We start from the raw sequence: 13581 nt of genomic DNA on the forward strand, positions 1-13581 counted from the left end.
CCACCGCTCATCGTCATTAACAAAAATGCCTGTACCCCGCCAGTGAGCCTTGCCAGGAATAAAATCACGATGAAAGGAATCCCAGTAATGCTGAGAGTCAGTTACTAACTTATCTTCTGAATCATACAGATGTAAGTTCTCCCGCACTGCGTGCTCACTGGATCGGTAAATCCGCGCTAACATATTTCGTAACTGACCTTTCATTACACTATTTGTATAGGGTGAGACATAAAACTTTGAATACAAGGTATGATTTAAGAAACCTTGCCCCAATAAAAATTATATTATGTATAATTATAATTCAATTATATAAAAAAGATGCATAAATTAAACTCGACAGTTGGATTCTACAGATGAGCTAAAAGCTGTTTTTCATTTAAGTCTTGCTGGGTTCAGGCTGTAAGCTCAGTACTGCTATTACTAAAGCTACACCTGTACATAGCACGCTTCCGAGCCTTGGACTATCAAAACTTCAGTACAAGGAAGTCGGCTTAATGAATTTTCTGTGCGTTATTCTGCTAAGTGGAAACCTAACTGAAAAGAGGGCGGGCTTATGCAACAAACTGTTGCATAAGCCCGCCCTCTTTTCAGCAAATAGCTGAGAAAACCAGACTAAGCCGGCTTTGTCAATAAATAAAAGGCATAGCGCCGTCCCAATTTTACCTCCTGCTCAATTTCCAAGGTTACGAGTTGAGGTTCGAAGCCGCAGCTAATAGCGTTTTCCCAAAACTCCTCAATCCGGTAGGTTACCATGTGAGGCAGATTCTGAGCGTAGCCCCAACGATGTGGCTGGCTTATAGGGGTATTATCGGCGTAGCGGATTTGAATAAACGCTTGCCCGCCTGGCCTTAACAGCTTGTAAGCTATGTCCAGCACGCGGGTACCATACGCCTTGGTAGGGAAAATCTCAAAGACGTACGTTGAGAAGAACAGGTCGCAGGGCTCTGTAATTGTGCTGAGGACGGTTTCAGGGGTACCAGCCTCAAACTGAACAGGAACAAAGTTGTGGTAGCCTTCCTGTATTAGTTGCTTCTGGCACTCATTAACACTAGCAGAGGTAATATCAGTGCCATAATAGCGACTCGAGCCGGGAGCGAAGTGCACAGCATTGGCCCCCCGCCACAGCCCCAGTCGACAATAGTAGCCGGCTGATTATCCACAGTCGCTACGCCAGCCAAGCGACGATACATCTCATAATTATGACGACCCATCTTGAGCCACCGCTCGTCGTCATTGGTAAATATGCCTTTGCCCCGCCAATGAGCATTCCCAGGTATGTACTCACGATCAATGCCTTCCCAGTAATGCTGAGAATCAGCTATCAGTTTATCTTCCGAATCGTACAGATGTAAGTTCTCCCGTACTACACGCTCACTAGTGCGATAAATCCGGGATAAAGTATTTCGTAACTGTGCTTTCATCAAATTGATTGTAAGAAGGTATGCTGAATCGTTGTCAATGCAATTTATGATTTAATATTATTTTAATCCTATAGAAATCGTCATTAACATTTGGATAAACCAAATTAATTAAGAAAACAGATAAGTAAAGCTCGTCAATTGTACTATTTAAGTATCGTGTCAAGTAAAGGCCAAGCAAGCTGAAACCTTATGTTTCAGCTAGGAATGAGCAGCGTAATACGGTTAAACTTACGTATTCGCCGCCAATTTCTATAGCGGGTAACTACTTATAAAATCAATATAGGCTGAGTGTATATTGTGTGTCGCATAAGCCCCGACCGTAGGAAAACCCATAAACAGAGCTTATGCGACACACTACTCTTACTGCTCTTTCAGCTTTTGCAATATTTCTTGCGCTGCAACCGCAATTACCGTTCCCGGTCCATACACACCAGCTACTCCGCCTCAAAGAGAAACTCATAATCCTGAGCGGGAATCACACCACCAGCAATTACCAGAATATCTGCGCGGTCAAGTTTTTTTAGCTCCTCAATAAGCTGTGGAATAAGGGTCTTGTGGCCCGCCGCTAAACTACTGACGCCTACTACATGCACGTCGTTTTCGGTGGCCTGGCGGGCTACCTCGGCCGGCGTTTGAAACAGGGGGCCAATGTCTACGTCAAAGCCCACATCGGCGAAACTGGTAGCAATGATTTTGGAGCCACGGTCGTGGCCATCCTGGCCCATTTTCGCTACCAGGATGCGCGGCCGCCGGCCTTCCAGCTTGGCGTATTCGTCAGCCATTTCACGGGTGCGCTGAAACTCAGCGTCGTAGTCCAGCTCAGCGGAATACACGCCCGAAATGGCGCGAATAGTAGCCTGATGGCGGCCGTATACTTTCTCCAGCGCATCCGATATTTCACCAAGCGTAGCCCGTATACGGGCAGCTTGTACGGCTAGCTCCAGCAGATTTTCGGCGCCGCTACGAGCCGCCGCGGTTAGCGCTTCTAGCGCAGCTTGAACAGCGTTAGTGTCGCGTTCGGCCTTGATGGTTGCCAGGCGGGCGAGCTGCGCTTCCCGTACGGCGGCATTATCAATGTCGAGCACATCAATTTTGTGCTCTTCGGTAGGGCGGTATTTATTGACGCCCACAATAATTTCCTTCCCTGAGTCGATGCGGGCTTGCTTGCGGGCGGCAGCTTCCTCAATGCGCATTTTAGGCAAGCCGGTCTCAATGGCTTTAGCCATACCGCCCAGCTCCTCCACTTCCTGTATCAACGCCCAGGCTTTGTCGGCGAGCTGGTGGGTGAGGCTTTCCACATAGTAGGAGCCGCCCCAAGGATCCACGACGCGCGTAATGTCAGTTTCATGCTGAAGGTAAAGCTGGGTGTTGCGGGCAATACGCGCGGAAAAGTCGGTGGGCAGGGCAATAGCCTCGTCCAGCGCATTGGTGTGCAGACTTTGCGTACCGCCTAAAGCTGCGGTCAGCGCCTCGATGCAGGTGCGCGCCACGTTGTTGAAAGGGTCCTGCTCCGTAAGAGAATAGCCCGAAGTCTGGCAATGGGTGCGTAAAGCCAATGATTTGGGATTCTGGGGGCAAATTGCTGCATTAGCTTGGCCCACAACAGCCGCCCGGCGCGCAGCTTGGCAATCTCCATGAAGTGATTCATGCCGATGGCCCAGAAAAACGACAGGCGGGGGGCGAATTGATCGACATCCATACCCACGGCTAGGCCGGCGCGCACATATTCCAGCCCGTCGGCGAGGGTGTAGGCAAGCTCCAGATCGGCGGTGGCACCGGCTTCCTGCATGTGGTAGCCACTGATGCTGATGGAGTTGAAGCGTGGCATGTGCTTAGCCGTATAAGCAAAGATGTCGGCGATGATGCGCATGCTGGGGGCAGGCGGATAGATATAGGTGTTGCGCACCATAAACTCCTTCAGAATGTCATTCTGAATCGTGCCCGCCAGCTTCTCCGGACTCACGCCCTGTTCTTCAGCGGCCACAATATAGAAAGCCATAATCGGGAGCACGGCCCCGTTCATGGTCATCGACACCGACATCTGATCCAGCGGAATTTGGTCGAAAAGAATATTCATATCCTCCACCGAGTCGATGGCGACGCCCGCTTTTCCCACATCGCCCTCCACGCGCGGATGGTCGGAGTCGTAGCCGCGGTGCGTAGCCAGATCAAAGGCGACAGAAAGCCCTTTTTGCCCCCAGCCAGGTTCCTGCGGTAGAAAGCATTGCTTTCCTCAGCCGTCGAAAAACCCGCGTATTGCCGGATAGTCCACGGGTTTTGCACGTACATGGTAGCGTAGGGGCCGCGCAGATAAGGTGCTACGCCCGCTCCGAAACCCATATGATCGAAGCCGGCCACATCATGGGCCGTATAGTGGCTGCGGAGCGGAATCTGTTCGGGCGTCAGCGTTTCGGTGGGCGCAGCCGGGGCGGGCGGCAACGGCGCTGCATCGTACGGAATCCGGGAAAAGTCAGGCTTCATTGGATGGAGGATAGATTGGGTGGCCTAGGGTATGGAGTTAAAGATTACTCGGAGGTTGATTGCTTCAAAAAGCCGTCTTACAGAAAGCAATCCTATGTTTTTCCCTGAAGCCGGGCGAGGATATCGTCGGTTTTATAGGTATTTACGCTGAGCTCCTGGAAGCCATGACGCTCAACGGCAGCCTGCATGGTTGCCACATCACTGGAGAGCAAAGTAGGCAGATGGATTGACAGGTCGGCCGTATCGGGAGCAGATACTTCCCGGGCCAAGGCGTGGTACTGGTCCACGGTGGCGTACATCAAGGTTACTGTCTCGGGCGTGGAAAAAAGCACCGACAGCGTATCGGCTGCTAGCTCGGGCAGCGGTAGCGAGGTCTGCTCCTCCTGGGGAAGGGTTTTGAGGAAGGACTCCAGAATGGCGCGGTTCGCATCCTGACCCAATAGCACTACCGCCGCCCGCTGATTCTGCTGCAACTGCCGCCGGAAGTGCATTGCCGTTACCAGCCGCAATACTTCCGTAGGATACGCAGCACGGGTGGTATCGAAGCTGCGGCTGCGCAGTAGCTTTTTAGGATCGAACTCAAACTCTTCCTCGGCCTGCGTGAAGCGGTTGCTACCCACGATTACTTGCTCGCCGGTAGCTATGCGGTGAAACTGCTGGCGGCTGACAATGCGCAACTCTTCCAGTACAGTGCCCCAGGCTTTAGGCAAACCGCCTTTGGCTTCTGTGGCCTGAAAAAGCGCCCAAGCCTCGCGGGCTAGGGTGTCGGTGAGCGTTTCGAGATAGTAGGAGCCCGCGGCGGGGTCAAGTACGCGGCCCAACTGAGATTCTTCGCGCAGGATAATGGATAAGTTGCGCGCCAGCCGCTCCGAAAACTCGCTCGGCTCGCGGTACAGGCTGTCGAATGGGGTCACGGTAAGCGAGGTAGCACCACCCAAGACGGCTGCCATGGCCTCCGTCGTGAAACGCAATAAGTTGGTGTGCGGATCAAGGGTAGTTTGCAGCCACGATGAGGTGCTGGTATGAATTCGTAGCGTTGTGGCGAGGCTGGGGGGCAAATCGAAGGCATGAAGCAAGGTCGCCCACAACCGGCGCACGGCGCGCAGCTTCGCAATTTCGAGGAAGTAACTGGTACCTATGGCCAAATGGAGCTGCATGGCCGTAGCCACATCGGCCACGCTCATATCGGCGTTAGGCAGGGCCTGCAGATAAGTTGCCGCCACATTCAACGCATAGCCGATCTGCTGGGTATTGGTGCCTCCCCGATTGCCGAAGAAGCTGGCATCAACTGTCAGCGCCTTAAACTTAGACAGATGCTGGGTCAGCTTTATTACCGTCCGCAGCTCAGACAAGTGGCTGGCAAACTCTGAGTTATGGTGGTGAGTGAGAGGATCCGTTAGTAAAAAGCCCCCAGCTCGTTACTGGCTGCCAGCAGCCGACCCAGCAGGCTGCTGGGGTGGTGCGGCACCGAATACCCAATAAAAGTGGTTTCAAGCGGGAGGAAACTGTGCAGATAATCAACGTCAAAAGTGCTGGCATCGTCGGTGAAAATAAAATGCACACCGTCGGCTCCACGGTCCAAGCTTATCCGGGCTTGATCCACGGCATCATGCCCGCTGTTCTGGGGCGCCACGCGCACCACTGGTACATTGCGCCAAGCGCGGTCGGGCGCCGCTGGCTCCGGCAGGAGGGGAGAGGGCAAATCGCCTAGCGTTTCCAGCGCCTCCTTGTGGTAAAAAGGCTGTACGTCAAACCCTTCACTGGTGTGCCACAGCAGCGCAGCCGGGTCGGCGCCCTTCAGGTCACGACGGATACGCTCCTGCCAGGCCTCCGTGCTGACGGTTTGAAACTCGGGAAAAGAAACGGGTGCCGGGCGTGGGGTATCGGCCATACGGGAGTGATAAAGAGCCTATGATTCCGGTGAGGAATGCGGGTTAAAGATACCGCATCGGGCTAATAATGGCGAATTGGGCAAGTTGTTTGTACGGCGGCGCGCAGCTTTTGGCTTTGGCCGCTCCTTTAATCTGCGCTTCTTCCTTTCTCCCTTTTATTATTTACATGAACAAATCTTTAGGATTTTTACTGCTTTTATCAACCGTTTCTATGTCAGCGGTTGCCCAATCTGATTTCCGTGTCGGCTATATTGTGCAGTCTGCTGGGGATACGGTCTCTGGCCTTATTGCTTATCAAGGAGCACAGCGCAGTGCATTGTCATGCCGGTTCCGCACTGATGGTCAGGCTGCTGTCGTTGATTATCAGCCGGAGCAGCTACGCGGCTACGGCTTTAAGCAGGGTGCCAAATACATGAGTCAACCTCTACCTGCCGCACCTGCCCGCGCCACCTTTTTGGAAATACTGGCCTTCGGCAAAGTGGCACTGCTAACCAGTGTTGACAGCGACGACCAACGTCACTTCTACGTGAAGAAAGACGCTGCGCCTGTAGTCGAGCTGATTCAAAAAGATACCATTGTCTCTAAATCAAGCCCCAGCGGTGTTCAAAAAGTAAAAGTTCGTTCGTATCCTTTCCGAAGCGTATTAAATTCTACATTGGATGGTTGCCCAGCAGTTCAGGCCCAGCTCGGGCGGGCCGAGTTGGTAGAGTCCCAACTGACGAGGCTAGTAAACAGCTACAATAACTGCGCTACCGGATCTACTGCGCAAGTTGTTGCACCTCGTACCGGCCGCTTCAAAGCGGGTCTGTTGGCAGGAGCCCAACGGGGCGCTTTCACTTTTAATGACGAAGGTGAGGAAAAGTTGAGCTCCACCGTAGGCCCGATTATGGGCTTTGGGTTTGACTTCGCCCCATCACGATTTAATGAAAAGCTGTCGATGCGTGTGGAAGGATTGTACTCAAAGCAGTCAACCGAGCTGCAATACACGCGTCCGGGTAGTGGACCCTTTCTAACTCAGCGGGCTCAGCGTAATCTGGTAGTCGAGGCGACGAGCCTGCACTTGGTTGCGCTTCTGCGCTATGCACGCACTACGGGTGCCATCAGACCATTTATTCAGGTTGGGCCGCAACTTGCGGCTCATATCAAGAGGAATGCCGTTCTGACTACTACCTATGATGTTGCATCGCCACCTGCTCCCAGCAGTCGGGAGATTGAGTTGCGCCCAAGTAACTTCGGCGGAGTGCTGGGTGCCGGCCTGCTTCTGCCCGCAGGCAAGGCGGGTACTTTCCAGCTGGAAGCTCGATTGGATAAGATGGATAGCTTAAGCGAATCCGGAATATTGTCTGGTGCAACTACTACCTCCGTGTTAGTTGGATATACGATAGGCAAATAGCAACTCGGATAGCAAAAGGCGAAGCAGACAATCAAAGTTGTGGAGATGCCGCACCGGGTTTGGGCAAAAGCCCAATGACCAGCGTTATCTTTGCAGTCCGTCTCTTCGCCTTTTGCTGTTTCTATGCATTTTCTCCGCTCCCGTGTCGCCAGCCTCGGTCTGTTACTTGCCGTTGCCGTAACGCCAGCCTGTCAGCGCGCGGCTTACGTGGCCAAGCCCACATTGGCCCCCGCCACGGCCCAGCCCGTAGGCCAGACTTTGCCCCCCGATCCCAAAATAGCGGCTCTCATTGAGCCCTATCAGCAGAAGGTGACGCAGCAGATGGCCGAAGTGATTGGCAATGCGCCGGTGGCGCTCAAAAAGAACCCGGGCGAATCGCCGCTGGCCAACTTTATTGCCGATATTCAGCGGCAGCGGGCCAGCGCCGCTATGGGCAGCCCCATTGATGTGGGTGTAATAACAAATGGCGGCCTGCGCGCCGAGATTCCCGCTGGACCCATCAAGCTGGGGGGCATTTTTGAGCTTATGCCTTTCGAAAATGAGCTGGTGGTATTGGATGTTCCAGGGCCCGTAATGCAGCAGCTGTTCGACTATTCCGCGCGTATCAAAATGGCTATTTCGGGTGCTACCTATACCGTAGGCCCTGATGGAAAAGCCACCAGTATCCTGATCGGGGGAAAGTCGTTTAATCTGGCCGCTACATATACCGTCGCCATCTCCGATTATCTGGCTGGGGGCGGTGATAATATGGTGTTCTTCAAAACCATAAAGCCTCGTGGCACCGGCGTATTGCTGCGCAATGCCATTGCTGACCACATTCGGCAGCTTACCAAAGAAGGCAAGCCCGTGGAGGCCAAAGTAGAGGGCCGGGTGCGCTAACATCCAGCTTTGCACCATCCCGATCCAGTATTCGTTAGCCCAGCAACTTATTAGCACATCAGAAGCATGAATCGTCGCGACTTTCTTAAAAACTCGACCCTTGGCGCCGCTAGCTTGAGCCTGTTGGGAGTGCCAGCCTTGGCCGCCGATACCAAAGGCTCGCGCCTCACTATTCTGCACACCAACGATATGCACTCGCGAATTGAGCCGTTTCCGGAGGGCAGCGGGCAGTTCGCGGGCATGGGGGGCATGGCGCGGCGGGCTACTCTGATTCAGCAAATTCGGGCGCAGGAGCCTAACGTGCTGCTGCTCGACTCGGGCGACGTATTTCAGGGTACGCCCTATTTCAACTTCTTCGAAGGAGAGCTAGAGTTCAAGCTCATGTCGCAGATGGGCTATGATGCCGGCACGCTCGGCAACCACGATTTTGACAATGGGTTAGAGGGTCTGGCCAAGCAGCTGCCGAACGCCAACTTCCCTTTCCTGATTGCCAACTACGATTTCTCCCAAACGCTGCTGGCTGGTCGTTTTCAACCTTATAAGGTGTTCACAAAGGCTGGGCACCGCATCGGCGTGTTCGGTTTAGGCATTGAAATGGCTGGTTTGGTCGCCGATAAAAACTTTGGCAAAACCGTTTATCTCGACCCCATTGCTACGGCTCGTACCACCGTGGCCCGATTGCGCGACACGGAGCGGTGCGATTTGGTTGTCTGCCTGTCGCACTTGGGATATCAGTATAAAAACGAAAAAGTTGATGACCATAAATTAGCTGCGCAGGTAGCTGGCATCGACCTGATTTTGGGCGGTCACACCCATACCTTCCTCGATGCGCCCGTGCCAATCGACGGTCCTAACGGCCATCGGACGTTAATTAATCAGGTCGGTTGGTCCGGAATCAACCTCGGCCGTATAGACTATGAGTTCGAGCGTAAGTCGCGGCGACCTTCAGTGGCGTCCGCTTCGGTAGTACCCGTGCGAACTGCCTGACAAAAGCAAGGAGTCAAGCGTTTTTTTGTGTCCTGACTTTTCCACATTTTTGTCTCCCCCTAAAAAATCGGGGCCCGGCTGCCCCGTGCTCTGACCCCTATTTTCTACCCTGCACCCGTTGCTTTTGCCTTATATTGTTGATGCTGAAGGATTGCCAAACCGTATGGGCTAACTGTCTTCGCGTCATCAAGGCAAACATTGGTGAGCAGAGCTTCCGCACCTGGTTCGAACCCATCGTGCCGGTGCAGCTCCATCATAATGTCCTGATTATTCAGGTGCCCAGCCAGTTCTTTTATGAATGGTTGGAGGAGCATTATGTGGATGTGCTTAAGAAAAGTATCTACCAGGAGCTTGGCCACGAAGGGCGCCTGGAGTACAGCATTGTCGTTGATCAGGGCAATGGCCAGTCGAAGCCACGCACGGTAAATATTCCGACGGCGCGCAAGGCAGCTTATCCTACGCCCGGCAATAACAGCGTGGCCCAGGTAGCCGCCAGTGCGCAAACGGCATCGGCCCGCAATGTAGCTGCCGCGGCCAGCGCGCCTGCCAATCCGGACACGCTACGAAACCCATTTGAGGCCGCAAAGGGCATCGACCGTAACTACCTGAAGTCGCAGCTCAACCATACGTATTCCTTCGAGAACTACATTGAGGGCGATTGTAACCGCCTGGCCCGCTCAGCAGGTTTGGCCGTAGCCAATAAGCCGGGTACAACCAGCTTCAATCCGCTGATGATTTATGGCGGCGTGGGTTTGGGTAAAACGCACTTGGTGCAAGCCATCGGCAACCACATCAAGGCCACTACGCCCGATAAGTTCGTGCTCTACGTGTCGGCGGAAAAGTTTACAAATCAGTTTATCGAGAGCCTGCGCAACAATGGCGTGCAGGACTTTGCCAACTTCTATCTGTTGGTCGATACCCTGATTCTGGACGATGTGCAGTTTTTGTCGGGTAAGGATAAAACCCAGGAGATGTTCTTCCACATCTTCAACCACCTGCACCAAGCCGGCCGTCAGATTGTAATGACGTCCGACCGGCCTCCGCGCGACCTTAACGGTTTGGAAGATCGGCTTTTGTCTCGCTTTAAGTGGGGGCTTACGGCCGACTTGCAGAGCCCGGACTTTGAAACACGCATGGCCATTATTCAGAACAAAATGCAGCAGGATGGTATCGACATCCCGCCGCAGGTTGTGGAATATCTGGCGCACTCCGTGAATACCAACGTGCGCGAGCTAGAAGGCGTGCTCATTTCGCTGGTGGCCCAAAGTAGCCTCAATCGCCGGGAGATTGACCTGGAAATGGCCAAGCAGGCATTGCGGCACATTATTGAAGAAGTAGAAGCTGAGGTTAACCTCGATTTCATCCAGAAAACGGTAGCTGAATACTTCAGCATTCCAGTTGATTTGCTGAAAGCCAAAACCCGCAAAAAAGAAGTCGTAACAGCGCGACAGGTAGCTATGTATTTTGCCAAGGAGCACACTAGCCACTCCCTCAAAAGCATCGGCCACAACTTCGGTGGCCGCGACCATAGCACCGTTATTCACTCTGTGCAAACAGTATCGGACTTGATTGATAGCGACAAGAGCTTCCGCAGCACCATTGCGGAGCTGCGCAAGAAATTCGCTGGCAAGTAAACCTGAGCTTTAATTCCAGTCACAAAAAAGCCCCCAGATAGCGTCTGGGGGGCATTTTTGATTTATTACAAATGGCTAGGCATTTGGCTGCGTCTCGCGCAGCGGTACCTGGTGCTGCTGGGCAAAGGTGCGGACCTGGTCGCGGAGGGTGCGTCTGCGGCGCACACCTCTTACTTCGCGCATGCTCAGATTGTACTGGTCGCCGGCTTTGAGCTTGATGCGGAGTTGCTGAGCCACAAAATCCAGACTAGCAATATCTTCCGCGGCAAAAGCCTGCTTAGCCCGAAACAAACCACCCTTGTGCACAATGTAGCCGGGCGTAAATTCCAAGTAGCTCTGCGTACCGAATATGGGTGCGTTATGCACCAGCACGTAGCCCAGATACACGAAGCTAAACACCAGAAATACCCAGTGCAGGAAGTGATAATCGTTTACGCCATCATCCGACGACATAGAAAACAAGGTGTAGGCAATCCAGAAGCAGGCAATGAGCACCTGGCCCCAAAACGGAACGCGCGAGGTATTGGCTGGTTGCAGACGAATACGGGTAGAAGTAGCGGGCATATAAAGAACAGATAATTCGGCAAAAAGCAAAGTAAGCTAAAAACCGGTAAGGCTGGGGGCTTTACCGGTTTTTAGTTGCTTCATAATCGGCATCGGCTGCATTAGCCAACGGGCACTGTCGCCGCCCGATATTACTTGAGGCTGGCGCTCAACGTCATTTCGGGCACAGCTTGTAAGAGCTGCGAAATGGGGCAATTTAGCTTGGCGTCTTCGGCGTGCTTCTGAAAGTCTTCGGGCGAGATGCCGGTTACCTGCCCTTCCGTTGTGACGTGAATCTTGGTGACTTTGGGCTTACCATCCACTGTGTCCATGGTCACTTTCGATTCAGTGTTGAGCTGCTGCACCTGCGCGCCGGCCTTGCTGAGCTGAATGGCTAAGAACATGGTGTAGCAACCCGCGTGCGCCGCGCCCACCAGCTCTTCCGGATTGGTGCCCTGCTTGCCTTCGAAGCGGCTACCCACCGAATAGGGTGCGTTTAGAGCACCACTTTGGGTGGTGAGAGTGCCGCTGCCTTTTTGGTCGCCGTTCCATACGGCTTTGCCTGCATGATCTGCCATAATAAGATGAGTAAGGGATGAAAAATAGGTTGTACTATCTACCAACCCATAAAATACGTGTTGGGTTGTGGTTGCGCCGGATTTTGAATAACCGGGGGGCAATTTGCAACAACATCAACGGATACTGCCGCGTTAGGCACTGGTGTGGGTGTTTTGGGTAAATTAATCCGGTAATTTGCCCTTGCATTACTACATACGCTATAAAAACTCGTACGTATTTGTCGGTACGACGTGCTGACTTCGCTTGCGCAGTTATTTCATACTTTTTTTCATTTGTTTATGGCCCTCAAGGCCGCTTTCAGCCGTCCACTCGCTGCTCTTCTGCACCATCGCTATCAGCAGTGGCTGCGCCGTCCGGTAGCTACGCAGAAAAGCGTGTTAGCAAGCTTAATTAGCCAAGCGCACGCTACTGCATTCGGCCGCGACCACGACCTTGCCAGTATCAGCGGCCCCACTGACCTGGTTCGCCAGATACCCGTGCGCGACTACGAAGCGCTCACTCCCTACTTTAAGCGAGTGCAGGAAGGCGAGGCCAACGTGCTGTGGCCCGGCCGGCCGCTGTATCTGGCCAAAACCAGCGGCACTACTTCGGGCACCAAGTATATTCCGATTACCAGCGCCAGCATTCCCAATCATATAAACGGTGCCCGCGATGCGCTGCTTACGTATGTGCACCACACCGGCAAAGCGCAGTTTCTGGACGGAAAGCTGATGTTTCTATCCGGCAGTCCGGAGCTGAGTATTGTCAACGGAATCCGGACGGGGCGCTTATCAGGCATCGTCAATCACCATGTGCCCGCTTACCTGCGCCGCAGCCAGCTGCCCAGCTACACCACCAACTGCATTGAAGATTGGGAGCAAAAGCTCGACCGTATTGTAGACGAGACGGTCGATCAGCCGATGAGCCTGATTTCGGGGATTCCGCCGTGGGTGCAGATGTATTTTGACCGCCTTGTGCAGCGCACGGGCCGACCTGTTAAGGATATTTTCCCGGATTTCAACCTCTTTGTGTACGGTGGCGTCAACTTCGAGCCCTACCGCGCCAAGCTGTTTGAAACCATCGGCCGCCCCGTGGATAGCATCGAGCTTTTTCCGGCTTCCGAAGGGTTTTTAGCTTTTCAGGACGAGCCCGGCAACCCCGGCCTGCTGCTGCTGCTCGATGCGGGTATCTTCTTCGAGTTCATCCCCGCCGAGCGCTTCTTCGAGCCCAACCCACCTCGCCTTACCATCGCCGATGTGGAGCTGGACAAGCAGTACGCGTTGGTGCTCAACTCCAATGCCGGCCTGTGGGGCTACAGCATCGGCGATACGGTGCGCTTTGTGAGCCTTTCGCCCCACCGTGTAGTAGTGACCGGGCGCATCAAGCATTTTCTGTCGGCCTTCGGCGAACACGTCATTGGCGAAGAGGTAGAGCAAACTCTGCGCGAAGTCATGGCGCAGTTTCCGGAGGTGGAAGTGGTCGAGTTCACCGTCGCGCCTCGCGTAAGCACCACACCCACTGAGCCTTCCCAGCACGAGTGGCTGATGGAGTTTGCCCGCCCGCCCCAAGATACTGCTGCTTTCGCGGCTGCTTTAGATTCTGGCCTGCGCCGCCGCAATACATATTATGATGACCTGCTGGGGGGCAATATTCTAGCCCCGCTCCGGCTTACAAGCTTACCGCAAGGAGCATTTCAACGGTATATGAAGAGCTTAGGGAAGCTTGGGGGCAAAATAAGGTACCGCGACTGAGCAATGACCGGACGGTAGCGGATGGGTTGTTACAGTAGGTAA

The 13581-nt window shown here is 53.6% G+C and carries 9 protein-coding genes and 2 pseudogenes; 5 read left to right on the forward strand and 6 right to left on the reverse strand.

The genetic code is table 11. The features are described 5' to 3' along the window. Window positions 1–612: 612 nt before the first annotated feature. The 4 genes and pseudogenes from H9L05_RS11735 to H9L05_RS11750 form a co-directional block, all read right to left on the reverse strand. Window positions 613–1131, reverse strand: coding sequence for a class I SAM-dependent methyltransferase (locus H9L05_RS11735; RefSeq protein WP_317175186.1), 519 nt, complete (start codon window positions 1129–1131; stop codon window positions 613–615). A gap of 650 nt (window positions 1132–1781) precedes the next feature. Continuing rightward, window positions 1782–3902, reverse strand: a pseudogene (gene scpA, locus H9L05_RS11740) (methylmalonyl-CoA mutase). Window positions 3903–3994: 92 nt separating this feature from the next. Continuing rightward, window positions 3995–5254 (reverse strand): methylmalonyl-CoA mutase family protein, encoded by a 1260-nt coding sequence (locus H9L05_RS11745; RefSeq protein WP_187731163.1) that lies wholly within the window; start codon window positions 5252–5254, stop codon window positions 3995–3997. A 44-nt stretch (window positions 5255–5298) separates the two neighbouring features. Further along, a complete protein-coding gene (locus H9L05_RS11750; protein WP_187731164.1) occupies window positions 5299–5793 on the reverse strand; it encodes a hypothetical protein in 495 nt (164 codons plus the stop codon). Between the two features lie 89 nt (window positions 5794–5882). Here H9L05_RS11750 and H9L05_RS11755 point away from each other — a divergent pair, with 89 nt between their 5' ends. The 4 genes from H9L05_RS11755 to dnaA all read left to right on the forward strand — a co-directional run bounded on the left by H9L05_RS11755 (window position 5883) and on the right by dnaA (window position 10687). Next, window positions 5883–7187: an outer membrane beta-barrel protein gene (locus tag H9L05_RS11755; protein WP_187731165.1), complete on the forward strand. Its 1305-nt coding sequence runs from the start codon at window positions 5883–5885 to the stop codon at window positions 7185–7187. A 123-nt stretch (window positions 7188–7310) separates the two neighbouring features. Next, a complete protein-coding gene (locus tag H9L05_RS11760) occupies window positions 7311–8066 on the forward strand; it encodes a 5'-nucleotidase C-terminal domain-containing protein (protein WP_187731166.1) in 756 nt (251 codons plus the stop codon). Window positions 8067–8132: 66 nt separating this feature from the next. Further along, entirely contained in the window at window positions 8133–9053 is a 921-nt protein-coding gene (locus H9L05_RS11765) for a bifunctional metallophosphatase/5'-nucleotidase (protein WP_187731167.1), read from the forward strand. 140 nt (window positions 9054–9193) lie between these two features. Then, on the forward strand, window positions 9194–10687 hold the full coding sequence (dnaA, locus tag H9L05_RS11770; RefSeq protein ID WP_187731168.1) for a chromosomal replication initiator protein DnaA: 1494 nt from the start codon (window positions 9194–9196) through the stop codon (window positions 10685–10687). Between the two features lie 75 nt (window positions 10688–10762). Here dnaA and H9L05_RS11775 read toward each other — a convergent pair whose 3' ends face one another. Together H9L05_RS11775 and H9L05_RS11780 are read right to left on the reverse strand one after the other, a co-directional pair. Beyond that, the gene (locus H9L05_RS11775; protein WP_187731169.1) at window positions 10763–11251 is read right to left on the reverse strand and encodes a hypothetical protein; all 489 of its coding nucleotides are present in this window, start codon (window positions 11249–11251) and stop codon (window positions 10763–10765) included. Window positions 11252–11382: 131 nt separating this feature from the next. Continuing rightward, window positions 11383–11808 carry an OsmC family peroxiredoxin gene (locus H9L05_RS11780; protein ID WP_166073114.1) on the reverse strand — a complete coding sequence of 142 codons (426 nt, stop codon included), beginning with the start codon at window positions 11806–11808 and terminating at the stop codon, window positions 11383–11385. A gap of 279 nt (window positions 11809–12087) precedes the next feature. On the opposite strand from H9L05_RS11780, the pseudogene H9L05_RS11785 reads away from it, so the two are divergent. Further along, window positions 12088–13577: pseudogene (locus H9L05_RS11785) on the forward strand (GH3 family domain-containing protein). Window positions 13578–13581 lie beyond the last annotated feature (4 nt).

Source organism: Hymenobacter qilianensis (assembly GCF_014489555.1).
GTDB classification, from domain to species: domain Bacteria; phylum Bacteroidota; class Bacteroidia; order Cytophagales; family Hymenobacteraceae; genus Hymenobacter; species Hymenobacter qilianensis.